Here is a 24,260-nt window from a genome sequence, read left to right as displayed (position 1 = left end):
ATTTTCTTTTGGTGCGATGCAACATCAGCGGCAGGCGATGCATTGAGGAAGCGGGCAGGGAAGAGCGGCTCTCCAGGCCCCAGAATCGCGAACGGCGCCCTGGCATCGCCGGGCGCCGTCGTCACGCTTTCCGTCCCTTTGCGGGATCGTTCCTCCCCAAACTCGGCCTGCAGAGCAATCCCGAGAGCCTCATCCTAACAGGTCTTGTATAAGACACAAGTCTGTCTTTACGGGTGCCTTGATCCGGCCACGCAGATCGTGAACACAGCCTTTACGCACCGCAGCATTCAATCCGCCCTCATCCCTCTCGCCAGGAGCGCCGCCGCCCGCCATGCCCATCACCGACGCCCCGCCGCAACGGCTGGACGCCCGACCGCTCTACCGGCAGGTGGAAGACATCCTGATCGGCCGAATCGTCGGCGGCGAATGGCCGCCCGGACATCTGCTGCCGGCCGAGCCGGAGCTGGCGGCCGAGCTCGGCGTCTCCCAGGGGACGGTGCGCAAGGCGCTGGCCGGGCTGGAGCGGCGCCACCTGATCGACCGCCGCCAGGGCCGCGGCACCACGGTCGCCAGGCACACCTCGGAGACCGCCCGCTTCACCTTCTTCCGGGTGCGCGACCTCAGCGGCCGGGCGGTGATCTCGCGCATCCTGGTGATGTCCTGCACCCCGGGCGAGGCGGATGACTGGGAATCGGCCGCGCTGCAGCTGCCGGCCGGCGACCCGGTGGTGCGGCTGCGGCGGATTCGCCTGCTCGACGGAAGCCCGCGAATCTTCGAGCGCTGCGTGCTGCGCGGCGCCAGCTTCCCCGGATTCTCCCTGCCCCTCGGCGAGCTCTCCACCGAGCTCTACGTGCATTTCCAGCGCGCCCACGGGGTGACCATCGCCCGCGCCGAGGAGGAGCTCGCCGCCTGCGGCGCCGATGCCGAGACGGCGGCCGCGCTGGACCGTCCGCCGGGCACCCCGATGCTGATGGTTCAGCGCACCGCCTACGATGTCGCCGACCGGCCGGTGGAGGTGCGGCTGTCGATGATCGACACCGCGAGCCACCGCTACGCCGTCCGGCTGGACTGAGCCGGCGGCGCCGGCGCCCCGTCCTCCGCCCGTGCCAGGCTGGCCGGCCGCGCGCCAAAAGCTTGCACGCCGGGGGGTGGGGTGGTAATGGCGCCGCCTTCCTTGCATTTACCGCTGACTAGCACAGCACGTTGAGAAGAGAGGCCCGGCGCCATGGCCGTTCCGAAGAAGAAGGTTTCGCCCTCCCGCCGCGGGATGCGCCGCAGCCACGAGGCCCTGTCCACCCAGGCCCATCTGGAGTGCAGCAACTGCGGCGAGCTGAAGCGCCCGCACCACATCTGCGCCTCCTGCGGCCATTACGACGGCCGTGAGGTCGTGGCCGCCGGCAAGCCCCTGAAGGCTGCGGTCCGCACCTGAGCGACCAGGCGCGCCAGGCGGAATCAGGAATGTCCCAGGTCACGCTGACCTCGGCGGCCGCCGCCTCGGCGCCCCAAGCCCCGGCGCCGGCTGCCGGCTTCTCCCTGGCGATCGACGCCATGGGCGGGGACCACGCGCCGGAATCGGTCCTGGACGGGCTGGAGATCGCCGCCGAGCGGCATCCCCAGGCCCGCTTCCTGCTGGTCGGCGACGAGGCGCGGCTGCAGCCGCTGCTGGCCCGGCGGCCGCGCGCCGCCAAGGCCTGCACCATCCGCCATGCCCCGGCCTCGATTCCCGGCGACATGAAGCCCACGGCCGCGCTGCGCGTCCGCCATTCCTCGATGCGCATCGCCATCGACGCGGTGGCCGGCGGCGAGGCGGCGGGCGTGGTCTCGGCGGGCAATACCGGCGCGCTGATGGCGCTCGGCAAGATCGTCGTGAAGACCCTGCCCGAGATCGACCGCCCGGCGCTGGCCGCCATCGGTCCCTCGGCGCGCGGCGACGTGGTGCTGCTCGACCTCGGCGCCAACATCGTCTGCGACGCGCGCAACCTGCTGGAATTCGCGGTGATGGGCGATGCCTTCGCCCGCGCCGTGCTCGGCCTGACCGCGCCGAAGATCGGCCTGCTAAACGTCGGCAGCGAGGAGCTGAAGGGCGACGACCGCGTCCGCCTGGCGGCCGAGATGCTGCGCGACTCCATCCTGGCGCCGAATTTCCATGGCTTCGTCGAAGGCCATGACATCACCGCCGGCACCGTCGATGTCGTCGTCACCGACGGCTTCACCGGCAATGTCGCGCTGAAGACGGGCGAGGGCGCCTTCAAGCTGGTGGGCAGCCTGCTGAAGCAGGTCTTCACCTCCTCCTGGACCGCCAAGCTCGGCTACCTGCTCGCCCGTCCGGCGCTTGACCGGCTGCGCGAGTGGATGGATCCGCGCCGCTACAACGGCGCCGTGCTGATCGGCCTGAACGGCGTGGTGGTGAAGAGCCATGGCGGCACCGACGCGCTGGGCTTCGCCCATGCGGTCGACGTCGCCATGGACATGGTGACCCACCGCTTCACCGACCGCATCCGCGAAGGCCTGGCGACCCTGCCGCCGCGCGGCAAGGCGGCCGAGGCCACCCCCGCCGGGCTCGGCGTGGCGGAGACGGGGGCGACCCCCTAACCCTTCAAGGCTGGCGCACTGGACAGCGGCTGCCGCCGCCGCGACGCTGCGCTCCCGGATATCTGGATGCTCGCCGCATGACCCCTCGCGCCATCATCGCCGGCACCGGCGGCTATCTGCCGAAGCTGGTCCTCGACAATGACAGCCTGGCGGCGAAATACGGGCTCGACACCTCGGACGCCTGGATCCGCGAGCGCACCGGCATCCGCCAGCGCCACCTGGCCGCGCCCGGCGAGAAGGCCAGCGACATGGGCGCCGCCGCCGCCCGTGCCGCCCTGGCCCAGGCCGGCATCGAGGCTTCGGCAGTCGATGCGGTGATCGTCGCGACGGCCACGCCGGATTCGGTCTTCCCCTCGACGGCGGTGCGCGTCCAGGCGCTGCTCGGCATCACCCAGGGCTTCGCCTTCGACATCGCCGCCGCCTGCACCGGCTTCGTCTATGCGCTGTCGGTGGCCGATGCCATGGTGCGCGCCGGCCAGTGCCGCTGCGCCCTGGTGATCGGCGCCGAGGTCTTCTCCCGCATCCTCGACTGGACCGACCGCGGCACCTGCGTGCTGTTCGGCGACGGCGCCGGCGCCGTGGTGCTGCGCGCCGCCGAGCCGGGGGAGGAGGGGCGGGGCGTGCTCTCCTGCCACCTGCATGCCGATGGAAGGCATGGCGACATCCTGCAGGTCGAGGGCGGCATCCTGCAGATGTCCGGCCGCGAGGTCTTCCGCCACGCCGTCTCCAAGCTGGCCTCGGTGGTCGACGAAGCGCTGACGGCCAATGGCCTGGCCAAGTCCGACGTCGCCTGGCTGGTGCCGCACCAGGCCAATCTGCGCATCATCGACGCCATGGGCCGCAAGCTGGGCCTGCCGGCGGAGCGGGTGGTGGTGGCGGTCGATCGCCATGCCAACACCTCCGCCGCCTCGATCCCGCTGGCCCTGGCCGAGGCCACCCGGGACGGCCGCATCGCCCGCGGCGACCTGGTGCTGATGGAGGGCATCGGCGGCGGCCTGACCTGGGGCGCCGCTCTCGCTCGCTTCTGACCCCTGTATCCGAGCGGCTGCCCGAAGGGGCAGCCGCGGCGTCGCACGAGGCCGCTTCCCGCCAGGGTGGCGGCCTTTTGCTTTTTCGCGCTTTGGTTGATTTTGGCGCGCACGGGTTGAGACGGCTGTGCGCTGCTGGGAAAATGCTGTCTGCATGGCACGTCGCCCCGAACACGATTCCGATCTCAGCGCTGAATTATTTCGCCAGATGACTGAGAAAGTGAGCCGAAACAGAGGCTTGCTTAATGGGTTCGCGCTCATGCTCCCTGTTGCGCGAATCCCTCTCATATTTGATAAAAATGGTACTTATTTCGGTTGCCCCACGGGCCGCCGGCCGCCACCTTTCCCGGGACGGCGCGCCTCGGCAGGCACGCGGTGCGAGAACGGGAGAATGTCTCAATGGCTGACGAACCACGTCCGGCCGCTTCCGCCGGCGCCTCGACCCTGGCCCAGGGCGCGCCGGGACGCGCGCCGGGACGCGCGCTGCCGGCCGGCGCCGTGCCGGAAGGTCCGAATGAATGGACCAAGCGCCCCGCCTTCCACCCCGAGGAGGGCGAGGCCGACAAGTCCGACTGGATGGCCTTCGCCAAAAGCATCGGCCTGATCGTCGGCGTGCTGGCGGTCATCGCCTTCCTGCTGTCGCGCTGAGCCATGCGCCGCCCGCTCTGCCCGCGAAACGGCCATCCTGCCGAAAATCCCGGCAGAACAGCCGCTTGCTTCGAAATTTCATGAGGTCCGAACCGCCACTGCCTCTTGGCTTGGCGGGGCGCGCCCCTGTATGGTCCGGCCGCCTTGAGGGGCGGGTCCCGGACCCGGATCTTCTCGGCCGGGGGATCGAACAAACATGCTGATCACAGTGCCGCCTGACTACCGGCCTTCGGATTCCGAAGAGTTCATGAACCCCCTCCAGCAGGAATACTTCCGCCAGAAGCTGTTGCGCTGGCGCCAGGATCTCCTGCGCGAGGCCGGCGACACGCTGGCGAGCCTTTCCGAAGGGGGCATCGCCGAAGCCGATCTGACGGACCGCGCCAGCGTCGAGACCGACCGCGCCCTCGAGCTGCGCACCCGGGACCGCGCCCGCAAGCTGATCTCGAAGATCGACCAGGCGGTCGAGCGGATCAACAACGGCACCTATGGCTATTGCGAGGAGACCGGCGAGCCGATCGGCCTGCGCCGCCTCGAGGCCCGCCCGATCGCCACCCTGTCGATCGAGGCGCAGGAGCGCCACGAGCGCATGGAACGCGTCCACCGCGACGATTGATTTTCTACGCGGCGCCCGCCGATGGCGGGCGCCGCGTGCCGCGGGCTCTTTGTCTGAACCTGCGATTCATGCCTGTCGACGATGCCGTCTCAGGCAATCACAGGCTAGTCCCGCAGCAACCCGGCCTTCGGCCCGACCTGCCTGCTGTCGGGGAAGGCCGCGTCCAGCGCCTGCGCCGGCAGCCGCAGATGATCCCGCAGCAGCGTCTTGGCCACTTCCCGCAGATCCATGCTGGGCTGCAGGTCGCGATCCTCGAACAGCCTGCCCTGACCCAATCCGGGCCAATCTGCCATCACCCGCCCGCCAGCGACCGCCCCGCCCAGCAGGAAGGCCGCGCCGCCGGTGCCATGGTCGGTGCCGTTGTTGCCATTCACCCGCACGGTGCGGCCGAACTCGGTCATCACCAGCACGGCGCAATGCTTCCACGCCTCGCCCATCTGCTCGCGCAGCGCGCCGAGCCCGGCATCCAGCTGGGCCAGCTGTCCCTTGAGCCGGTTCGGCTGCGACGCATGGGTGTCCCAACCGCCCATTTCCAGCGCCGCGACCCGCGGGCCATCCGCCGCCGCCAGCAGCCGCCCCGCCGAGCCGGCGAGATACAGAAAACCGCCGCCGCGGGTCTCCTCCTTGTCCAGCACGCCGCTGGCGAAGCCGCGGGCGCGCAGGCCCTCCTGCACCGCCGGGCCCAGCAGCGGGTCGTCATGCGCCAGATCGGCCAGCCGGGCATAGAGCTCCGGCGGCGGCGCCTCGCCCCGGGGGGGCGCGAACATGCTGACCGGCCGCGGCCCGCGCAGCAGCAGCGGCATGTCGAGGCCGAGCGCCAGCGCGGCGCGTGCGCCCTGCGCGTCGGCATCCACCGGCAGGCTCTGCAGCGCGCGGTTCAGCCAGCCGGAGGACAGCCGGCTGTCGGCGCCGCTTTCCAGCATGTCCTGCGCGTCGAAATGGCTGCGGGTGCGGTAGGGGCCGGCGATGGCATGCAGCACCAGCGCCTCGTTGCCGCGGAACATGCCATGCAGGTTGGTCATCGAGGGATGCAGGCCGAAGAAGCCGCCGAGTTCGAGCACGCCCTCCTCGGCACCGGGCTCCGGCAGGGCCAGGGTCTGGCGCAGCTCCCGGAAGGCCGGGTCGCCATAGGCCTGCACCACGGCCAGGCCATCCAGCGCGCCGCGCAGCAGCACGACGACCATGCGCGCCTCGCCACGGCCCTGCGGCGCGGCAGACCGGGCCGGGGCGGCGACCGCCAGGCGCGCTTGGCCGGAGACGGCGAGGGCGGTCAGCCCGAGCAGCAGCCCGCGGCGGCCGAGCTTCGGCAGATGGGGGATCGTCTTGCTCATCGGCGCTGGAACTCCGGGCTGGCAAGGACAAGGGTCAGGCCGTCGCGCTGCGACCCGGCGCGGCGGGCGGCCTGCAGCGTCTCGGGCCGGGCGAGGGGGCCAAGGGTGGTCTCGGCCAGCGCCATCGGGTCGAGCCGGCTGAAGCGGCCGGCCATGTCATGCGCCTGCTCCATCCGCTGCAGCACGCCTTCGGGGGTGACCCAGTCCTCGGCTCGGTCAGGCCAGCCGATCGGGTCGGTGGCCAGCCAGACCTGCTGGCCAAGGCTGCCAGCGACGCGCAGGGCGACCGGCGCATGCCGAGGCCCGGCACCCAGGCCGCGCAGCGCGGCAAAGGCAAATTCCTGCGGGGTCTTCAGCTTGGCCAGCGGCTTCTGCCAGGTCTCCGGCATGTCCACGAGGGTCCGCGCGGCGGCACCGATGTCGCTGCGGCTGTCGCGCAGGGTGGAAAAAACCTTCTGGACGGCGGCGGGAGGCGGAGTGTCGTCGACGAAATGCCGCACCAGCTTGATCGCCAGATGGCGCTGGGTGGATTCCTGCACAGCCAGCCAGCGCAGCGCCCGCTCGATCTCCTGCGCGCCCTCGCCGAATTCCTCGCCGAAGACCCGCTTGGGACCAGGCTCGTGCCGGTTGGCGGCGAAGATCGTGCCGGTGCCGTTGCGGCGCTGCACGGTCAGCCCGGTCAGCAGCTTGGCGAAACTGGTGACGTCGGCCTGGCTGTAGCCGGCGGCGGGCGACAGGGTGTGCAGCTCGAGGATCTCGCGGCCGAGATTCTCGTTCAGCCCGAGCTGCGCGCGCCGGCCGGTCAGGCTGTTCGGTCCCACCGACGAGCTCTGGTTCAGATAATAGAGCATCGCCGGGTGCCAGGTGGTGGCCACCAGCATGTCGGCGAAGCTGCCGGCGACATGCGGGCGGATGGCGCGGCGCATGTAGTCGCCCAGGAAGGCCTGGACATTGCCGCTGCGCCGGCTGGCGGTGAAATGGTTGGTCCAGAACAGCACCAGCCTTTCCCGGAAGCCGTCCGGGGTCGCCAGGCAATGCTCCACCAGGGCCCGCATCTCCTTCCGGGCCAGGGCCGCTCGCGGTCGCTGGTTGCCGGGCATCGGGGTGTCACGGGTCGCCAGTTCCTCATCCCACACCGCCATGATGTCCACCATGGTCGGCTGGTGGTCCCAGCCCTCGGGCAGGGGCAACGGCCCGGGCTCGCGCGTCAGCTCGGCGAGGAGGGCGCGCGGGGGGTCGTCCGGCAGCGGCTGGTCCGGCCGGGCGCCGAGGCCGAAGCGGAAGGCGGCGTGATGGCGGCTGACATCCATGCCTCCGTTTATAGCAGCGCCCGGCTGCGCTCCCTGCAACAAAGGGTGACCCGCCGGAGCCGCCGGTTAAATCCGTCGTCATCGGATTCCCGGCGCCTGCGCAACGGTCTGGCGGCCTGAGCGCGGCGGAGACTTGGCCTTGCCAGGCGGGCGTTCTGCCGCCGCGCGGTGTCTTACCGCTTGCAAAGCGGGCCGATCCGGTGCATCTGCGCCCCCGACGGTGGGTGCGGTGAATCGGCCCAGGCACGGCCCTGGCCATCAGCCGCCCCCGTCGGTTCAGGGACACCGTGCGCGTTTCCGGCGGCGGCGGAAGGGATGGATTTCCCCTTTCGCAGGCGTCGGACCCGCTTAGGAAGCGGTCTTCCAGGACTGGCAGTGAGAGATTTCGGCGAGCGCGCGGGACGGGAAGCCGCGCCTGGCTCGCATCACGATTCCCGCGCGGCTCGCGCCGCGACGCGTATGGAGGCCCCCGTGGCGCGCACCCCGCTCGACAAGATCCGCAATATCGGCATCACGGCGCATATCGACGCCGGCAAGACCACGACGACCGAGCGGATCCTCTATTACACCGGCAAGTCCCACAAGATCGGTGAGGTCCACGAGGGCAACACCACGACCGACTACATGGAGCAGGAGCGTGAGCGTGGCATCACGATCACCTCCGCTGCCGTGACGGCCGAGTGGAAGGGCCACCGGATCAACGTCATCGACACCCCGGGCCACATCGACTTCAACATCGAGGTCAACCGCTCGCTGCGCGTGCTCGACGGCGCGGTCTTCGTGATCGAGGGCGTGGCCGGCGTGCAGCCGCAGTCCGAGACCAACTGGCGCCTGGCCGACCGCTACAACGTGCCGCGCATCATCTACGTCAACAAGCTGGACCGCACCGGCGCCGACTTCTACCGCGCGGCCGAGACGCTGACCGAGAAGCTGGGCATCAACTGGGTGACCCTGCAGCTGCCGATCGGCATCGAGGACACGCTGAAGGGCGTCGTCGACCTGGTCGAGATGAAGGCGCTGATCTGGGAAGGCGACGAGCTCGGCGCCAAGTACCACGAGGCCCCGATCCCCGCCGACCTGGCCGACAAGGCCGCCGAGTACCGCCAGCTGCTGCTCGACACCGCCCTGTCGGTGGATGACGCGGCGATGGAAGAGTATTTCGACAAGGGCGACGTCTCGGTCGAGACCCTGAAGAAGTGCATCAAGAAGGGCACGATCTCCGGCGCCTTCCGCCCGGTCGTCTGCGGCTCCTCCTTCAAGAACAAGGGCGTGCAGCCGCTGCTGGACGCCGTCTGCGACTACCTGCCGAGCCCGGTGGAAGTCGAGGGCATCATGGTCGCCCCCGAGGAAGGCCAGGATGAGGACGCCCCGCGCCGCATCATCGAGGTGAGCGAGACCGCCCCCTTCTCGGCGCTCGCCTTCAAGATGATCAACGACAAGTACGGCAACCTGACCTTCATCCGCGTCTATGCCGGCGTGGTGCGCCAGGGCGACACCGTCCTGAACACCGCCAAGGGCAACAAGGAACGCATCGGCCGCATGTTCCAGATGCATGCCGACAAGCGTGAGGAAGTGAAGGAAGTCTTCGCCGGCGACATCGTGGCGATCGTCGGCCTGAAGGACACCCTGACCGGTGACACCCTGGCCGATCCGGCCGACCCGGTGGTCCTCGAGCGCATGGCCTTCCCGGTCCCGGTCATCGACATCTCGGTCGAGCCGAAGACCAAGGACGGCGTCGAGAAGATGACGCTCGGCCTGCAGAAGCTGGCGGGCGAGGATCCCTCGCTGCGCCTGAAGACCGACCAGGAGACCGGCCAGACCATCCTGTCCGGCATGGGCGAGCTGCATCTCGAGATCATCATCGACCGCCTGAAGCGCGAATACGGCGTCGACGCCAATATCGGCGCCCCGCAGGTCGCCTATCGCGAGACGATCACCAAGTCGCACACCGAGGTCTACACCCACAAGAAGCAGTCGGGTGGCTCGGGCCAGTTCGCCGAGGTGAAGATCGTCTTCGAGCCGAAGGAGCGCAATGACGGCATCGAGTTCGTCAACGGCGTGGTCGGCGGCTCGGTGCCGAAGGAATACATCCCGGCGGTCGACAAGGGCATCAAGGTGCAGGCCGACACCGGCGTGCTGGCCGGCTTCCCCACGGTGGACTTCAAGTTCACCCTGGTGGACGGCAAGTACCACGACGTCGACTCCAGCGCCCTGGCCTTCGAAATCGCGGCCAAGGCCTGCTTCCGCGAGGGCATGAAGAAGGCCGGTCCGGTCATCCTCGAGCCGATCATGGACGTCGAGGTGACCACCCCGCAGGACCATGTCGGCGACGTCGTTGGCGACCTGAACCGCCGCCGCGGCGTCATCCAGAGCCAGGACATGGCCTCGACCTCGGTCATCGTCCGCGCCCATGTGCCGCTGAAGGAGATGTTCGGCTACATCTCCAACCTGCGTGGCATGACGAAGGGCCGTGCGTCCTTCTCCATGCAGTTCCATCACTACGATCCGGTGCCGCGCAACGTCGCCGACGAGATCATGAAGCAGTCGGCCTAAGGGCCGGCGAGCCCCGGCGCGGCCCGCAAAGGCCGCGCCAGGGATGGCTGCAAGACGTGTGGGGGGCGCGGGCGAAGCAATTCGCCGGCGCCTTTCGCGTCTTTCGAGGGTGGGCCTGCGCCGCAGCCGCCGTGGCGGCAGGAGGTTGGTCCGCCCGGCCAGCCGCAATGCCAGCGGCGCAGCGCCAGCTGCCTTCGCGCCTTACGCATCCGCCGCAGCGTGCTGCCGGGCTGGCCCGACGCGCCCTGCCGCAGCTCGGCCGCCGCCGCCAGCTGGCGCAGCGCCTCAAGGTGATGCGGATGCCCGATGCGGCCCCGAGCATCGAGCGGCGCCAGCCGCAGTGCCGCGCGGTGCCGTGGCCCGGCTCCGGCAAGCGCGCCCGCTGGTCCAGCAGCCGGGTCCGCGCGCTCAGAACATGCGGTTCCGGCGGCAGTACGGCGGCGCCGCGCGGCAGGCCGATGCTGGTCGCCGTCGAGCGCTTCCGGGCAGCGCGCGACAGCTGGAACAGGTCATGCGGCGAGCCGCCGGCCCGGCCCGGGCGGCGTGCCGCAGCCCGACCGGTTCGAAGCGGTCCTCCCGGATGTCCAGGACTGCGGGGCCCGGCCGATCTCGGCAGCGGTCTGGCCGGAAGGCCGGCGTGGCGCAGCGCCACCAGCAGCGCATCCCCGGCCGCGAAGAGCGCGGTATGCGTCGTGTCCGTCGGATGGCAGGGATCGTGGAAGATCGCCCTCCACGCCGACGGCCGGAAGGTGCCCTCGCGCAGGCGGGGCGCGGCGGTCTCGGTCCGTCAGCGGCTTTCAACGGGCCCCAGCCGCCGGTCCAGCGAGGAGGGCCGCGGCCGCGCGATGGCAACTGGCGCCCCCGGGGTCGTGGCGGAACGCAGCGTCGTGGGCCGCCCCTGACGGAGCCAGAGGTGACGCGGCGCGCATGGCCGGCCGCCGCCGCCGCCACGGTCGCCAGCAGTGCCGGCATGTCCGGATCCGCATACCATCGGGTGGCGCCGTTCAGCACATGGAGGGCATCGATCCACGCCCGCTGCAGGAACTCCTCCCCGAAGCCTTTCCGCGCCAGGCTGCCATCATCGGTGAACGAGCCCAAGGTGATGCAGCAGACGGCGCTCGGCGCTGGCGCGCCAGGAGGGTGTCGGCGCGGAACACGGTCGCGTCGGCCTGCGTGCCGTTTCGCAGCCCCGGACGGCCGGACCGCAAGAGCGCTTCGGCCGTTAATCCGGCAGGCAGCGGATCACGTCCTGCCGCGCCCGCGCCTGCACCGGGCGGGTGCCGGCCGGGCATTCGACCCTGGCCTGGCGCGTCGGCGGCGGCAGGTCGCGGTCCCAGCCCGGCGTCCCGAAGCTGCCGCCGCCGGCGCCGTCGCAGCGGCCGGGCCTGCCGCGCACCGGTGTGCCGCCATTCGGGCAGAGCCAGCGGCGGATGGCCTCCAGCTGGCTGGCATTCGGCCGGCGGATCGGCTCGGCCCAGGCGGCGCTGGCGGCGGGGAGGAGATTGCCGGTCAGCAGGACCGCGGCCAGGGCGAGGCAGGCAAGGGAGCGCATGGCTTCCGATATAGGCCATCCCCGCGGCCGCCGACACGATGGCACGTTTCGTTGCACGGCCGGCGCGCTCTTTGCTCTTGAACTAACGTTCATTCAGGGCAACATCGCGTCCATGGACCCGCGACATTCCAACCGCCCCGTGCTGGACATGACCCCGGAAGGCGAATTCCGCGACCCGGCGCCGCGCCGGGGCACCTGGCTGGACCGCCTGCTGGTCCGGCTTGGCGGCGCCGCGGCCCTGGTGGCCATTTGCGCCGCTGGCATCGTGGTGGCCGGCGTGGCCCTGGCCTTCTTCGCCCTGGCGATCCCGGTGGCCATCGCCGCCGGGCTGGTCGCCTTCGGCAGCCTGTGGTGGCGTGCGCGCCGCAGCGGGGGCTTGCGCGGCTTCGCCACCATGACGCGGCGCTGAAGCCCACCCCGCCACCCTTCACCATCGATCCCGGCCGCCTCTACGACGTCCGGGAAGACGGCCGCGTCTTCACCGAGCAAGCACACGACGCCCTGCCGCAGCGGGAGCGTCGTCACCTCATCCGCGCCTGCTGGTACCTGGCCGTCGCCGCCAATGCGGTGACCATGGCGGGCGCCGCGGCGGGCTATGTGCTGGCCGGGCGGGGCGTCGCCGCCGGCTTCGGCCTGGCCGTGGTCGTCAGCCTGCCGCTGCTGGCCGTGGCGCCGCTGCTGGACTGGCGGCGGCAGCGCGGCCGGCGGCAATGGCACGACCACCGCCCGACCGGCTTCGGCTGATCCCCGTCATGCCTGGCCGCTGCGTTGGCGATAGCCCAGCGCCTCGGCCAGATGCGCCTTGCCGATCCGCGCAGCCCCTTCCAGGTCGGCGATGCTGCGCGCCACCCGGACGCAGCGGGTGAAGCCGCGATTCGACAGGCCGAGCTGCGCCGCCGCCTTTTCCGCCAGGGCCAGCGCCTCGGGGTCCACATCCGGCAGCAGCGCGTCGAGCGGCGTCTCTGCATTGCAGGCCTCGGCGTCCTCGGCTCTTTCGACTTGGCGCCGGCGCGCCTGCAGCACCCGGCCGGCGACCGTGGCGGAAGTTTCGCCGGGCGGCGCGCGGGTCAGCGCCGCGGCCGGGATCGGCGCCATGGCCACCGTCATGTCGATCCGGTCCAGCAGCGGCCCCGAGACCCGCCCCTGATAGCTCTCGGCGCAGCCCGGCGCGCTGCTGCATTCCCGCCCCGCCTGGCCGAGCTGGCCGCAGCGGCACGGGTTCATGGCAGCCACCAGCTGCACCCGTGCCGGATAGCGCACATGCGCAGCCGCCCGGCTGACCATGCAATGCCCCGATTCCAGCGGCTGGCGCAGGGCCTCCAGCGCCGGGCGGATGAATTCGGGCAGCTCGTCGAGGAACAGCACGCCGTGATGCGCGAGGCTCAGCTCCCCGGGCCGCGCCCTGGGCCCGCCGCCGACCAGCGCCGCCTGGCTGGCCGAATGATGCGGGTCGCGATAGGGCGGCCGCGCCGAGATCCGCCCGCCCTCGATCAGGCCGGCGATGCTGCGCACCATGCTGACCTCCAGCGCCTGGCGCAGCGTCAGGTCCGGCAGCAGCCCGGGCAGCCGCGCCGCCAGCATCGACTTGCCGGCCCCCGGCGGTCCGACCAGCAAAAGGCTGTGCCGCCCGGCCGCGGCGATCTCCAGCGCGCGCTTGGCGCTTTCCTGGCCCTTCACCTCGGACAGGCAGGGCCCGGCCGGCTCCTCCGCCGGCGGGACGCTGGCCGGGGAGCTCAGCACCGTCCGCCCGGTCAGATGCGCGATCAGCTGCTGCAGGCTTTCCGCTGCCAGGATCTCCAATTCCCCGGCCAGCGCCGCCTCGCCGCCCTGGCTGGCCGGGCAGATCAGCCCATGCCCGCGCTGCGCCGCGCCGAAAGCGGCCGGCAGGATGCCGCAGACCGGGGCGATGGCGCCGTCCAGCGCCAGCTCGCCCAGGGCGGAGAAGGAAAAAAGCTCCTCGGCAGGGATGATCTCCATTGCCGCCAGCAGTGCCAGCGCGATCGGCAGGTCGAAATGCGACCCCTCCTTCTGCACCCCCGCCGGCGCCAGGTTGATGACGATCCGCTTCGGCGGCAGCGACAGGCCGAGCCCCGTCAGCGCGGCGCGCACCCGCTCGCGGCTTTCGGCGACCGCCTTGTCGGGCAGGCCGACCAGGGAGAGGGAAGGGAGGCCAGGGCCGATCTGCACCTGCACCTCGACCGGCAGGGCCTCGATGCCGGAGAAGCCGAAGCTGGACAGGCGGATGACGGGCATGGATCGGAAGCGTACCGATCCAGACGGCCATATTCAACCATGAAGCGAAAGGCTGGGGGAAGGTATTCCCCCAGACCCCCATCTATTTCTGAATAATCTCAGCGACCGAAGGCGGTCAGGAAACGCTCCAGCAAGCCACCGATCACGCCGACATTGTAGCCGCCCTCCTGCACGATCACCGTCGGCAAGGCCAGGCCGGACAGGATCTCGGCAGAACGGGCGAAGCCCTCCTCGGTGACCTTGAGAAAGCTCAGCGGCTCATGCTCGGAGGCATCGAAGCCCAGCGGAATCACCAAGGCCTCGGCGCCGAAGTCGCGGGCGCGTTGGGCGGCCAAGGCAACCGCATCCAGCCAGGACGCGTCGGCGGTGTCGCGCGGCAACGGCAGGTTCAGGTTGAACCCGTCGCCGGCGCCGGCGCCGCGCTCGCCGGCATGGCCGACATACCAGGGGTAGTAGCCCGACGGATCGCCATGGACCGAGGCCGTCAGCACGTCGCCGCGCCGCCAGAAGATGCCCTGCGTGCCGTTGCCGTGATGCGCGTCGATGTCGATCACCGCGACCCTGGCGGCGCCGGCATCGCGCAGCGCCTGGGCCGCCAGCGCGCTGTTGTTGATGTAGCAGTGGCCGCCGGCTCGCGCGGCATAGGCATGGTGGCCAGGGGGGCGCGCCAGCGCGTAGGCCGTGCCGCCGCCTGCCGCCACCTTCGCCGCGGCCAGCGCGCAGGACGCGGCACCGATGATCGACTCCCAGCTGCCGGGCCCGATCGGGCAGGCGGTGTCGGCGGTGTACCAGCCGGCGCGGCCGATGACGGAATCGGGCATCACCGCGCCCTGCTCCAGCATCTCGGGCGAGGGGTGCATGTTCGCCACCACCTCGGGCCCCTTCTCGGGCAGCGCAGCCCAGGCCTCGGCCGCCTCAGCCAGGAAGGCGACATAGCCGGCGTCATGCACCGCCAGCAGCGCGGCGGGATCGACGGTGCCGGGATCCTCCACCGTGACCTTCAGCCGGTGCAGCGCGGCGAGCAAAGCCTCGGCCCGCTCCGGCACTTCGAAGTTGCGGCGGACCTGGCCGCGCTGGAGGAAGAACTGCGGCATGTGCCGCGACTGATCGGGATGGGCAAAGACGCGCATGCGCTGACGCTATGCCTGATGCGCGCTCTTGTCGATCCGCCCAAGCCAGGGTTAGCGTCGCCTCCAGGGAAGTTTCTCGTTGGAGAAGAAGATGGCGTTTTCTCGTCGCGGCCTGCTGGCCGCAGCGGCTGCTGCCCCCTTGCTCATGCGCGTGGAAGACGCGCTCGCCCAGGGCATCCAGCCCAAGCGCGGCGGCACGCTGAACAGCATCGTCAATCCAGAACCGCCGGTGCTGCATGTCGGCGTGAACAACCAGGCGCCGACGCTGATCGTCGGCGGCAAGATCTTCCAGGGCCTGCTGCGCTACGACGCCAAGCTGAACCCGATGCCGGAGCTGGCGAAACGCTGGGAGGTCTCACCCGACGGGCTGGAATACACCTTCCACCTGCAGGAGAACGTCAAGTTCCACGACGGCCAGCCGATGACGGCGGACGACGTGGTCTTCTCCATCATGAAGTTCCACATGGAGGTCTCGCCCCGCGCCCGCGGCGTCTTCGCCCGCATCAAGGAGGGCGTCGCGGTCAATCCGACCACGGCGAAATTCACCCTCTCGGCGCCCTTCGAGCCCTTCCTGCTGATGTTCGACGTCACCGTCTCGGCCATCGTGCCGAAGCATCTCTTCGACGGGCAGGATTACCGCCAGGCGCCGGCGGTCTCGAAGCCCATCGGGACCGGGCCGTTCCGCTTCGTCGAGTGGCAGCGCGGCAACTTCATCCGCCTCGAGCGCTTTGCCGACTACTGGAAGCCGGGCCAGCCCTATCTCGATGCCATCATCTACCGCGTCGTGCCCGACAGCCAGAGCCGCCGCCTGGCCCTCGAATCCGGCCAGGTGCAGCTGACCCAGTCGAACGACATCGAGCCCTTCGACGTGCCGCAGATGCGCGCCCGTCCGAATCTCGAGGTCCGCACCGAGGGCTGGGAATATTTCGGCCCGCTGATGTGGATGGAGTTCAACCACCGCGTGAAGCCGCTGGACGATGTCCGCGTCCGCCGCGCCCTGACCATGGCGGTGAACCGCGACTTCATCGCCCAGCGCCTGTGGTTCGGCATCGGCAAGCCGGCGACCGGCCCCTTCCACAGCGCGACGCGCTTCTACGACGGCACCGCGAAGTCGGCCGCCTTCAACGTCGAGGAAGCCAAGAAGCTGCTGGACGCGGCGGGGCTGAAGCCGAACGGGCAGGGGGTGCGCTTCGCCATCAAGCATATGAGCCTGCCTTACGGCGAGGTCTTCACCCGCCTGGGCGAGTTCCTGCGGCAGTCCTTCCGCCAGGTCGGCGTCGAGCTGCAGCTGGAATCCGTCGATGTCGGCACCTGGGCGCAGCGCACCGCGGCCTGGGAATTCGACACCACCATCAACTATCTCTACCAGTATGGCGACCCGACGCTGGGGGTGGAGCGCTCCTACGTCTCCACCAACATCAAGAAGATTCTTTTTTCCAACGTTGCCGGCTACAGCAATCCGAAGGTGGACGAGCTGTTCACCCAGGGCCGCGATTCCGCCGATCCAAAGGTCCGGCAGACGGCTTTCAGCGCGGTGCAGAAGATCCTGGTGGAGGAGGCGCCGCTGCTCTGGCTGCTGGAGATGTCCTTCCCCAGCATCTACGACAAGAAGCTGCAGAACGTCATCACGTCGGGCTCGGGCATCCATGCCTGCTTCGACGACGTCTTCCTGGCCTGATTGATGGAGCTCTCGAAGCTGCCCGGCTACCTGCTGGGCCGCCTCGTCAAGGCGGCGATCGTCATCCTGGCGATCGTCGTCTGCAATTTTTTCCTGATCCATGCAGCGCCGGGCGACCCCGCCAGCATCATCGCCGGCCAGTCCGGCGCGGCTGACGCCCGCTTCCTGGAGCAGCTGCGGGCCCAGTTCGGCCTGGACCAGCCGCTCTACGTCCAGCTCTGGATCTATCTGAAAGGGGTTCTGACCCTCGATCTCGGCTTCAGCCACCGGCAGCAGGTCGCCGTCGCCTCGCTGCTCTGGGACCGGCTGCCGGCAACCCTGCTGCTGACCGGCGCTGCCTTCGTCTTCGCGCTGTCCGTCGGCGTCGCCATGGGCGCGCTGGCGGCGCTGCGCGTCGGCACCTGGGGCGATTCCATCATCACCGTGCTGGCGCTGACCTTCTATGCCACGCCGCTCTTCTGGGTCGGGCTGATGCTGGTGCTGCTGTTCAGCGTCACACTGGAATGGCTGCCGAGCTTCGGCATGGCCTCGGTCGGCGTCGACCTGCACGGCATCGACGTGGTGCTCGACGTGGCGAAGCACCTGCTGCTGCCGGCGCTGACCCTCGGCCTGTTCTATGTCGCGGTCTATGCCCGCCTGTCGCGCGCCACCATGCTGGAGGTCGCCGACCAGGACTTCGTCAAGACCGCCCGCGCCAAGGGCGTGCCGGAAGGCCGCATCCTGCGCCGCCACATCCTGCGCAACGCGCTGCTGCCGATCATCACCTTCGCCGGCATCCAGGCCGGGCAGCTGATCGGCGGCTCGATCCTGGTCGAGACGGTCTTCGCCTGGCCCGGCATCGGGCGGCTGGCCTTCGAGGCGCTGCTGGCCCGCGACTACCAGGTGCTGATGGGCGTCTTCTTCTGCACCAGCGTCATGGTGGTGCTGTTCAACCTGATCACCGACCTGCTCTATGCGGTCGTCGATCCGCGCGTGGAGGTCTCCGCATGAAGGACTTCTGGCGCAATTTCTCCCGCAACCGCGGCGCCGTTGTCGGCCTCGTCGTGCTGCTCGCCGTGCTGATCCTGGCGGTGCTGGCGCCGGTGCTCTATCCGGGCAGCCCTTGGGACATGGCGGGAATGCCCTTCGCGCCGCCGGGCGAGGACGGCATGCTGCTCGGCACCGACAGCCTGGGCCGCGACGTCGCCGCCGGCATCGCCCATGGCGCCCGCGTCTCCCTGCTGGTCGGCGCGGTCTCGACGGTCGCGGCGCTCGCCATCGGCGTCAGCCTGGGCGCCATCGCCGGCTATCTGGGCGGCATCGCCGACGACCTGGTGATGCGCTTCACCGAATTCTTCCAGACCATCCCGAGCTTCGTCCTCGCCATCCTGCTGGTCGCGATCTTCACGCCCTCGATCGCTTCCATCGTCTTCGCCATCGCCGTGGTCTCCTGGCCGCCCGTTGCGCGTGTCGTCCGCGCGGAGTTCCTGTCGCTACGGTCGCGCGAATTCGTCCAGGCCTCCGAGGTGCTCGGGAAGTCGCGTCTGTCGATCGTCATCGGCGATATTCTTCCCAATGCGCTGTCGCCGATCGTCGTGCTCTCCTCGCTGATGGTGGCCTCGGCCATCCTGCTGGAAAGTGCCTTGTCCTTCCTCGGCCTCGGCGACCCCAACATGATGTCCTGGGGCTTCCTGATCGGCTCCGGCCGCAGCGTCATCCGCATGGCCTGGTGGATGAGCGTCTTCCCCGGCGTCGCCATCTTCCTCACCGTTCTCTCGCTGAACCTGGTGGGCGAGGGCCTGTCCGACGCGCTCAACCCGCGCCTGGCGCGCAACCGCGGGGGCAAGCCATGACCCGTCTGCTGACCGTCGATTCCTTGACCGTCGCCCTGCCGCAAGGCGCCGACCGGCCGCATGCCGTCGAGGACCTTTCGCTGCATCTCGATGCCGGCGAGATTCTTTGCGTTGTCGGCGAAAGTGGTTCGGGCAAGTCGATCACCGCCAACACGGTGATGGGCCTGCTGCCGAAGACGCTGAAGGTGAAGACGGGCACCGTCACCTTCGAGGGTGAACCCATGCTGGGCCTCTCCGCCGAGGCGCTGCGCTCGCGTCGCGGCCGCCGCATGGCCATGGTCTTCCAGGAGCCGATGACGGCGCTGAACCCGCTGATGCGCGTCGGCGACCAGATCGCCGAGGCGCTGCAGGTGCATGGCAAAGGTGGCGATGCCCGCGCCCGCGTGCCGGAGCTGCTGGCCGCGGTGAACCTGCCCGACCCGGCCTCGCTGGCGAAGATGCATCCCTTCCGCCTCTCGGGCGGGCAGCGGCAGCGCGTGATGATCGCCATGGCCCTCGCGCTCGAGCCGGCGCTGCTGATCGCCGATGAGCCGACCACCGCGCTCGACGTGACCACGCAGATGCAGATCCTGCGGCTGATCCGCGAGATCCAGGCACGAAAGGGCATGGGGGTGATGTTCATCACCCACGACTTCGGCGTGGTGGCCGAGATCGCCGACCGCGTCGCGGTGATGCAGCATGGCCGCATCGTCGAGCAGGGGCCGGCCGCCGAGATCCTCAACGCGCCGCAGCACCCCTATACCCGCAAGCTGATCGCCGCCGTGCCGCATGGCGACGCCGCGGAGAAGGCGGAGATCCGCCCGGCGCCGGTGCTGGTGATGAAGGGCGTCGAGAAAACCTATCAGCGGGGCGGCTGGTTCGGCGCCAAGGCGGTGGTGCGCGCCGTGCACAATGCCGACTTCACCCTGAACAAGGGCGAGACGCTGGGGCTGGTCGGCGAAAGCGGCTCCGGCAAGTCGACGCTGGCCCGCTGCGTCGTCCGCCTGGTCGAGCCGGAAAAGGGAGAAATCCTGTTCCATGGCAAGGATCTGCGACCGCTGTCGCGCCAGGGCTGGCTGCCCTATCGCAAGCGCATCCAGATGGTGTTCCAGGACCCCTATGCCTCGCTGAACCCGCGGCGGAAGGTGGGCGACGCCATCACCGAGGGGCCGATCACCCATGGCGTGTCGGCGGCCGAGGCGCGGGAGAGAGCGCTCGACCTGCTGCGGCTGGTCAAGCTTGATCCTTCGGCGATGGAGCGCTACCCGCATGAATTCAGCGGCGGGCAGCGGCAGCGCATCGGCCTGGCCCGCGCCCTGGCGATGCAGCCCGAACTGCTGATCGCCGACGAGCCGGTCTCGGCCCTCGACGTCTCGGTGCAGGCGCAGGTGCTGGATCTGCTGGCGGAAATCCGTCAGCGACTGGGGCTGACCATGCTGTTCATCACGCATGACCTGCGCGTCGCGGCGCAGATCTGCGACCGCATCGCGGTGATGCAGCGCGGCGCCATCGTCGAGCTCGGCCCGACCGCCCAGGTCTTCGGCGCGCCGCAGCATGCCTATACCCGGGCGCTGCTCGACAGCATTCCGGGACGCGACTGGACGCCGCCGGCGCTTGCCGAAACCGCCTGACGGGGCTGAACTGCGCGTCCTGTCTTTGACTCGCCTGAAGGACTGATCATGTCGACACTCGATCCCGGCGCCCGCCGCGCCATCCTCGACGCCGTGCAGGCGCTCGAGGGCGAGGCCGTGGCGGCGCTGGAGCGCCTGGTCCGCTGCCCCTCCACCCTGGGCCACGAGGCTTCGGCATTGGAGGAGATGGCGCAGAACTATGCGGGCATCGGCCTGGCGCCGCAGCGCGTGGCGACGCGGCCGGAGGCGCTGAAGGATCACCCCGGCTTCTCGCCGCCGCTGGTTTCCTATGAGGGTCGCGACAACGTGGTCGCGACCCACCAGCCGCGCGAGAAGAAGGGCCGCAGCCTGGTGTTGCAGGGCCATGTCGACGTGGTGCCGGTCGGCGCCGAGGATCTCTGGACCAACTCGCCCTTCGAGCCGGTGGTGAAGGGCGGCCGGATGTATGGCCGCGGTGCGGCCGACATGAAGGCCGGCTGCATCTCCAACGTGCTGGCCTTCCGCGCGCTCGCCATGGCCGGGCTGCAGCCGGCGGCCGAGGTGCAGTTCCATTCGGTGATCGAGGAGGAATGCACCGGCAACGGCGCGCTGGCCTGCATGATGGCGATGCCGAAATGCGACGCGGTGATTATCCCCGAGACCGGCGTCAGCTTCGACACCGTCTATGCCGCCGAGGTCGGCGCCATCTGGGCCTGGGTCACGGTGACAGGCCGGCCGACCCATGTCCGCGACATGCATGCCGGGGTCAATGCCATCGAGGCCGCCTATCTCATCTCCCAGCGCTTCAAGGAGTATGAGATGGCGATGAACCGGGCCGAGAATATCCACGCCGCCTTCCATGGCGTGAACCACCCTGTGAACATCAATTTCGGCACGGTGCAGGGCGGCGAGTGGAACAGTTCTGTTCCCACCCGCGCGAAGATTGGCCTGCGCGTCGGCGTCATGCTCGGCCGCAGCGCCGCCCAGGTGAAGGGTGAGATCGAAGCGCTGGTCGCCGAGATCGCGCAGGACGAAAAGCTGCGCGGCAGCCAGGTGAAGCTGGAATTCCAGGGCTTCATGGCCGAGGCCTGCCAGTTCGACCAGAAGGAGCCGATCGTCCAGCTGGTCCGCAACACCTTCGCCGACGTTGCCGGCCATGAGCTGCGCGAGGTCGCCATCCCGGCGCTGACCGATGGCCGCTTCTTCACCCTCTACCAGGGCACGCCGGTCGCCTGCTTCGGCCCCGAATCCGATTCCGTCCATGGCATCGACGAAAGCGTCAGCCTGGCCAGCTTCCATGCCACCACGCGCACCATCGCGCTGAGCATGGCCGAATGGTGCGGCGTGGAGAGCAAGGCATGAGCACGACCAATCTTCCCGTCTCCGGCGCCCGCCTCTGGGACAGCCTGATGCGCATGGCCGAGATCGGCGGCACCGCCAAGGGCGGCTGCAACCGCCAGACCCTGACCGTGCTGGACGGCGAGGGCCGCGCCCTGCTGCAATCCTGGGCCGAGGCCGCGGGCTGCAGCGTCACCACCGACCGCGTCGGCAACATGGTGATCCGGCGCGAGGGCCGCGACCCGTCGCGCCCCGCCGTCGCCATGGGCAGCCACCTGGATACCCAGCCGACGGGCGGCAAGTATGACGGCGTGCTCGGCGTGCTGGCCGGGCTCGAGGTGCTGCGCGCCCTGCATGAATCCGGCACCGAGACCGAGGCGCCGGTCGTCCTGATCAACTGGACCAACGAGGAAGGCGCCCGCTTCGCGCCGCCGATGATGGGCAGCGGCGTCGCCATGGGCCTCTTCACCGAGGAAGAGGTGCTGGCCAAGACCGACCCCGCCGGCGCCGTCTTCGGCGAGGAGCTTCGCGCCATCGGCTGGCAGGGCGAGGCCGATCCCGCAGACTTGCAGAAGCTCGGCGCCTATTTCGAGCTGCATATCGAGCAGGGCCCGCTGCTGGAGCGCGACGGCATCCCCGTCGGCGTCGTCGATCGCGCGCTGGGCCAGCTCTGGCTCGACGTCACCGTCTCCGGCGAGGATTTCCATGCCGGCGGCGCCATGGGCCCTAGGCGCGACGCCATGGTCGCCGCCTCGATCCTGGTGCAGGCGGTCGAAGAGATCGCGCTGGCCGCGGGCGGCGACGGCCGCGGCACGGTGGGCCGGCTGCTGGTCACGCCGGACAGCCGCAACGTCGTCCCCAGCCAGGTCTGGTTCAGCGTCGACTTCCGCCATGGCGACCCCGAGGCCCTGGCCTCGATGGGCCGCGCCATGCAGGCCCGCGCCGCCGAGATCGCCCAGAAACGCGGCGTGCAGGTGCAGGTCACGCCCTTCTGGGAATTCCCGCTGACCCCCTTCGACGCCACGCTGGTCGAAGCGCTGCGCAGCGCCGCCCGCGGCCGGGGCCTCGCCTATCGCGACATGCCCACCGGCATCGGCCATGACGCCGTCTATGTCGCGCGCCGCCTGCCCACCGCGATGATCTTCGTCCCCTGCGAGGGCGGCATCAGCCACAACGAGGCCGAGGCCATCACCCCCGCATGGGCCGAGGCCGGGCTGGTGGTGCTCGCCGATGCCGTCCTGGCCACCGCCGGCCGCGCGAAAGGCTGACCCCGATGACGAAACCGCTCCGCCTCGCCATCGGCGGCTTCCTGCATGAAAGCCATTCCTTCGCGCCGCGCCCGGCCACCTGGGATGATTTCCGCCAGCCCGGCGGCTTCCCCGGCTTCCGCCGCGGCGCCGGCCTGTTCGACATGCTGGCGCCGACCTCGGTGCCGGCCGCCGGCGCCATCGCCCGCGGCCGCGAACTCGGCCACGAGCTGGTGCCGCTGTCCTGGTGCTTCGCCGAGCCCGCCGGCCCGGTCACCGAAGAGGCCTTCGAGCGCATCAGCGCCTGCCTGGTCGCCGAGCTGGTGACCGCGCTGGAGGCCGGCCCGCTCGACGGCGTCTATCTCGACCTGCATGGCGCCATGGTGGCCGAAGGCTTCCCCGACGCCGAGGGCGAGCTGCTGCGCCGCGTCCGCGCGGTGGTCGGCGCCGAGATGCCGCTGACCATCAGCCTCGACCCGCACTGCAACCTCACCGAGCGGATGATCCGCCTGGTCGATGCCGCCGTGCCTTTCCGCACCTATCCGCATATCGACATGAAGGCCGCCGGCGCCCAGGCGCTGCAGCTGCTGGTCGAGCGCATCGCGCACGGCAAGCCTTTCGCCCGCGCCTTCCGCCAGGCCGACTACTGGATGCCGCTGACCATGCAATGCACCATGGTCGACCCCATGGCGGGCGTCATGGCCGAGCGCGCTCGTCTGGCCGAGCGCCCGGGCATGGTCGAGCTCGGCTTCTGCTTCGGCTTCCCCTATGCCGACTTCGCCGATTGCGGCGTGGCGCATGCGGCCTTCGCCCTCGACCAGAACACGGCGGACGCAGCGGCCGACGCTTTCCTCAAGCTGTTGCACGACCGCGAGCCCGATTTCGCCGGCGGCGCCCAGCCCGTCGCGGAAGCCGTCGCCGACGCCATCCGCCTGTCCGTCATGGCGACGAAGCCGATCGTCCTGGCCGACACCCAGGACAACCCCGGCGGCGGCGGCCATGGTGACACCACCGGCCTGCTCGCCGAGCTGGTGGCCCAAAAGGCCGACGCCACCCTCGGCCTGATCAACGACGCAGAAAGCGCCGCCGCCTGCCACGAAGCCGGCATCGGCGCGACGATCTCCCTGAAGCTCGGCGGCAAGTCCGACGGCGTGCCCCTGGCGGTGGAGGCCGAGATCCTCCGCCTGTCCGATGGCCGCTTCACCCTGACCGGGCCGATGGGCGCCGGCAACCCGGCCGACCTCGGCCCCAGCGCGCTGATCCGCGTCGGCACGGTGAAGGTGATCGTGGTGACGCGGAAGATGCAGGCCTACGACCAGGCGCTGTTCCGCCACCTCGGCATCGAGCCAGCGCAGGAGAACATCCTGGGCCTGAAGAGCAGCGTCCACTTCCGCGCCGACTTCCAGCCCATCGCCGAACAGGTCCTGGTCGTCGCCGCCCCTGGCCCGGTGGTGGCGGACCCGTCGTCGCTGCCGTTCCAGCACGTGCGCGAAGGCATCCGCATGCGGCCGCGCGGGCGCAACGAAGGGTAAGAGAAGACAGGGATAGAGAAGGCAGGGGGAGAAG

The 24,260-nt window shown here is 70.1% G+C and carries 21 protein-coding genes; 16 read left to right on the top strand and 5 right to left on the bottom strand.

Going from position 1 to position 24,260, the window contains the following annotated elements; genetic code table 11:
* Positions 1-331: 331 nt before the first annotated feature.
* The 6 genes from BKE38_RS04525 (at position 332) to dksA (ending at position 4,881) form a co-directional block, all read left to right on the top strand.
* Complete coding sequence (locus BKE38_RS04525) at positions 332-1,072, top strand: GntR family transcriptional regulator (RefSeq protein ID WP_076956176.1); 741 nt, start codon at positions 332-334, stop codon at positions 1,070-1,072.
* Between the two features lie 153 nt (positions 1,073-1,225).
* Complete coding sequence (gene rpmF / locus BKE38_RS04520) at positions 1,226-1,429, top strand: 50S ribosomal protein L32 (RefSeq protein ID WP_076956175.1); 204 nt, start codon at positions 1,226-1,228, stop codon at positions 1,427-1,429.
* A 119-nt stretch (positions 1,430-1,548) separates the two neighbouring features.
* Positions 1,549-2,592, top strand: coding sequence for a phosphate acyltransferase PlsX (gene plsX, locus BKE38_RS04515; RefSeq protein ID WP_242662196.1), 1,044 nt, complete (start codon positions 1,549-1,551; stop codon positions 2,590-2,592).
* A 77-nt stretch (positions 2,593-2,669) separates the two neighbouring features.
* Complete coding sequence (locus tag BKE38_RS04510; RefSeq protein ID WP_076956174.1) at positions 2,670-3,620, top strand: beta-ketoacyl-ACP synthase III; 951 nt, start codon at positions 2,670-2,672, stop codon at positions 3,618-3,620.
* Between the two features lie 399 nt (positions 3,621-4,019).
* Complete coding sequence (locus BKE38_RS04505; protein ID WP_076956173.1) at positions 4,020-4,268, top strand: hypothetical protein; 249 nt, start codon at positions 4,020-4,022, stop codon at positions 4,266-4,268.
* A 196-nt stretch (positions 4,269-4,464) separates the two neighbouring features.
* Positions 4,465-4,881, top strand: coding sequence for an RNA polymerase-binding protein DksA (dksA, locus tag BKE38_RS04500; protein ID WP_076956172.1), 417 nt, complete (start codon positions 4,465-4,467; stop codon positions 4,879-4,881).
* Positions 4,882-4,985: 104 nt separating this feature from the next.
* On the opposite strand, the gene BKE38_RS04495 is transcribed toward dksA, so the two are convergent.
* Entirely contained in the window at positions 4,986-6,212 is a 1,227-nt protein-coding gene (locus BKE38_RS04495; RefSeq protein WP_076956171.1) for a DUF1501 domain-containing protein, read from the bottom strand.
* Positions 6,209-7,522, bottom strand: a complete 1,314-nt coding sequence (locus tag BKE38_RS04490) for a DUF1800 domain-containing protein (protein ID WP_076956170.1) — start codon at positions 7,520-7,522, stop codon at positions 6,209-6,211. Before BKE38_RS04490 ends, BKE38_RS04495 begins: the two co-directional genes overlap by 4 nt.
* A gap of 459 nt (positions 7,523-7,981) precedes the next feature.
* Between BKE38_RS04490 and fusA the strand changes: the two genes are divergently transcribed.
* Complete coding sequence (gene fusA, locus BKE38_RS04485) at positions 7,982-10,075, top strand: elongation factor G (RefSeq protein WP_076956169.1); 2,094 nt, start codon at positions 7,982-7,984, stop codon at positions 10,073-10,075.
* 1,222 nt (positions 10,076-11,297) lie between these two features.
* Here the strand turns inward: fusA and BKE38_RS04480 are convergent.
* Positions 11,298-11,627, bottom strand: a complete 330-nt coding sequence (locus tag BKE38_RS04480; protein WP_076956168.1) for a hypothetical protein — start codon at positions 11,625-11,627, stop codon at positions 11,298-11,300.
* Between the two features lie 112 nt (positions 11,628-11,739).
* On the opposite strand from BKE38_RS04480, the gene BKE38_RS04475 reads away from it, so the two are divergent.
* On the top strand, positions 11,740-12,036 hold the full coding sequence (locus BKE38_RS04475) for a hypothetical protein (protein WP_076956167.1): 297 nt from the start codon (positions 11,740-11,742) through the stop codon (positions 12,034-12,036).
* Entirely contained in the window at positions 11,979-12,371 is a 393-nt protein-coding gene (locus tag BKE38_RS04470; RefSeq protein ID WP_076956166.1) for a hypothetical protein, read from the top strand. The genes BKE38_RS04475 and BKE38_RS04470 overlap by 58 nt, the downstream gene beginning before the upstream one ends.
* A gap of 6 nt (positions 12,372-12,377) precedes the next feature.
* Here BKE38_RS04470 and BKE38_RS04465 read toward each other — a convergent pair whose 3' ends face one another.
* Both BKE38_RS04465 and BKE38_RS04460 read right to left on the bottom strand, forming a co-directional pair.
* Positions 12,378-13,880: a YifB family Mg chelatase-like AAA ATPase gene (locus BKE38_RS04465; RefSeq protein ID WP_076956165.1), complete on the bottom strand. Its 1,503-nt coding sequence runs from the start codon at positions 13,878-13,880 to the stop codon at positions 12,378-12,380.
* Positions 13,881-13,978: 98 nt separating this feature from the next.
* The gene (locus tag BKE38_RS04460) at positions 13,979-15,010 is read right to left on the bottom strand and encodes a histone deacetylase family protein (protein ID WP_076956164.1); all 1,032 of its coding nucleotides are present in this window, start codon (positions 15,008-15,010) and stop codon (positions 13,979-13,981) included.
* A 91-nt stretch (positions 15,011-15,101) separates the two neighbouring features.
* Between BKE38_RS04460 and BKE38_RS04455 the strand changes: the two genes are divergently transcribed.
* From BKE38_RS04455 to BKE38_RS04425, 7 genes are read left to right on the top strand one after another with little or no spacing between them, the layout of a single operon-like run.
* Positions 15,102-16,688, top strand: coding sequence for an ABC transporter substrate-binding protein (locus BKE38_RS04455; RefSeq protein ID WP_076956195.1), 1,587 nt, complete (start codon positions 15,102-15,104; stop codon positions 16,686-16,688).
* Positions 16,689-16,691: 3 nt separating this feature from the next.
* Positions 16,692-17,678, top strand: a complete 987-nt coding sequence (locus BKE38_RS04450; protein WP_076956163.1) for an ABC transporter permease — start codon at positions 16,692-16,694, stop codon at positions 17,676-17,678.
* Positions 17,675-18,520, top strand: a complete 846-nt coding sequence (locus BKE38_RS04445; RefSeq protein ID WP_076956162.1) for an ABC transporter permease — start codon at positions 17,675-17,677, stop codon at positions 18,518-18,520. Before BKE38_RS04450 ends, BKE38_RS04445 begins: the two co-directional genes overlap by 4 nt.
* Entirely contained in the window at positions 18,517-20,130 is a 1,614-nt protein-coding gene (locus tag BKE38_RS04440; RefSeq protein WP_076956161.1) for an ABC transporter ATP-binding protein, read from the top strand. The genes BKE38_RS04445 and BKE38_RS04440 overlap by 4 nt, the downstream gene beginning before the upstream one ends.
* A gap of 48 nt (positions 20,131-20,178) precedes the next feature.
* Positions 20,179-21,471: an ArgE/DapE family deacylase gene (locus tag BKE38_RS04435; protein ID WP_076956160.1), complete on the top strand. Its 1,293-nt coding sequence runs from the start codon at positions 20,179-20,181 to the stop codon at positions 21,469-21,471.
* Positions 21,468-22,715: a Zn-dependent hydrolase gene (locus tag BKE38_RS04430; protein WP_076956159.1), complete on the top strand. Its 1,248-nt coding sequence runs from the start codon at positions 21,468-21,470 to the stop codon at positions 22,713-22,715. Before BKE38_RS04435 ends, BKE38_RS04430 begins: the two co-directional genes overlap by 4 nt.
* A gap of 5 nt (positions 22,716-22,720) precedes the next feature.
* Complete coding sequence (locus BKE38_RS04425; RefSeq protein WP_076956158.1) at positions 22,721-24,226, top strand: M81 family metallopeptidase; 1,506 nt, start codon at positions 22,721-22,723, stop codon at positions 24,224-24,226.
* Positions 24,227-24,260 lie beyond the last annotated feature (34 nt).

The organism is Teichococcus deserti, from assembly GCF_001982615.1.
GTDB lineage: Bacteria > Pseudomonadota > Alphaproteobacteria > Acetobacterales > Acetobacteraceae > Pseudoroseomonas > Pseudoroseomonas deserti.
Note: the sequence above shows the minus strand (reverse complement) of the source record. Positions and strands in the feature narration are given on the sequence as shown.

Bases quoted from the DNA above. Each gene is read 5' to 3' on its own strand.
- BKE38_RS04490 (WP_076956170.1), bottom strand. From the start codon at position 7,522: ATGGATGTCAGCCGCCATCACGCCGCCTTCCGCTTCGGCCTCGGCGCC.
- BKE38_RS04495 (WP_076956171.1), bottom strand. From the start codon at position 6,212: ATGAGCAAGACGATCCCCCATCTGCCGAAGCTCGGCCGCCGCGGGCTG.
- BKE38_RS04460 (WP_076956164.1), bottom strand. From the start codon at position 15,010: ATGCGCGTCTTTGCCCATCCCGATCAGTCGCGGCACATGCCGCAGTTC.
- dksA (WP_076956172.1), top strand. From the start codon at position 4,465: ATGCTGATCACAGTGCCGCCTGACTACCGGCCTTCGGATTCCGAAGAG.
- BKE38_RS04435 (WP_076956160.1), top strand. From the start codon at position 20,179: ATGTCGACACTCGATCCCGGCGCCCGCCGCGCCATCCTCGACGCCGTG.
- BKE38_RS04510 (WP_076956174.1), top strand. From the start codon at position 2,670: ATGACCCCTCGCGCCATCATCGCCGGCACCGGCGGCTATCTGCCGAAG.
- BKE38_RS04505 (WP_076956173.1), top strand. From the start codon at position 4,020: ATGGCTGACGAACCACGTCCGGCCGCTTCCGCCGGCGCCTCGACCCTG.
- BKE38_RS04445 (WP_076956162.1), top strand. From the start codon at position 17,675: ATGAAGGACTTCTGGCGCAATTTCTCCCGCAACCGCGGCGCCGTTGTC.
- BKE38_RS04480 (WP_076956168.1), bottom strand. From the start codon at position 11,627: ATGCGCTCCCTTGCCTGCCTCGCCCTGGCCGCGGTCCTGCTGACCGGC.
- BKE38_RS04425 (WP_076956158.1), top strand. From the start codon at position 22,721: ATGACGAAACCGCTCCGCCTCGCCATCGGCGGCTTCCTGCATGAAAGC.
- fusA (WP_076956169.1), top strand. From the start codon at position 7,982: ATGGAGGCCCCCGTGGCGCGCACCCCGCTCGACAAGATCCGCAATATC.
- BKE38_RS04465 (WP_076956165.1), bottom strand. From the start codon at position 13,880: ATGCCCGTCATCCGCCTGTCCAGCTTCGGCTTCTCCGGCATCGAGGCC.
- BKE38_RS04450 (WP_076956163.1), top strand. From the start codon at position 16,692: ATGGAGCTCTCGAAGCTGCCCGGCTACCTGCTGGGCCGCCTCGTCAAG.
- BKE38_RS04455 (WP_076956195.1), top strand. From the start codon at position 15,102: ATGGCGTTTTCTCGTCGCGGCCTGCTGGCCGCAGCGGCTGCTGCCCCC.
- rpmF (WP_076956175.1), top strand. From the start codon at position 1,226: ATGGCCGTTCCGAAGAAGAAGGTTTCGCCCTCCCGCCGCGGGATGCGC.
- BKE38_RS04430 (WP_076956159.1), top strand. From the start codon at position 21,468: ATGAGCACGACCAATCTTCCCGTCTCCGGCGCCCGCCTCTGGGACAGC.
- BKE38_RS04475 (WP_076956167.1), top strand. From the start codon at position 11,740: ATGGACCCGCGACATTCCAACCGCCCCGTGCTGGACATGACCCCGGAA.
- BKE38_RS04440 (WP_076956161.1), top strand. From the start codon at position 18,517: ATGACCCGTCTGCTGACCGTCGATTCCTTGACCGTCGCCCTGCCGCAA.
- BKE38_RS04525 (WP_076956176.1), top strand. From the start codon at position 332: ATGCCCATCACCGACGCCCCGCCGCAACGGCTGGACGCCCGACCGCTC.
- plsX (WP_242662196.1), top strand. From the start codon at position 1,549: ATGGGCGGGGACCACGCGCCGGAATCGGTCCTGGACGGGCTGGAGATC.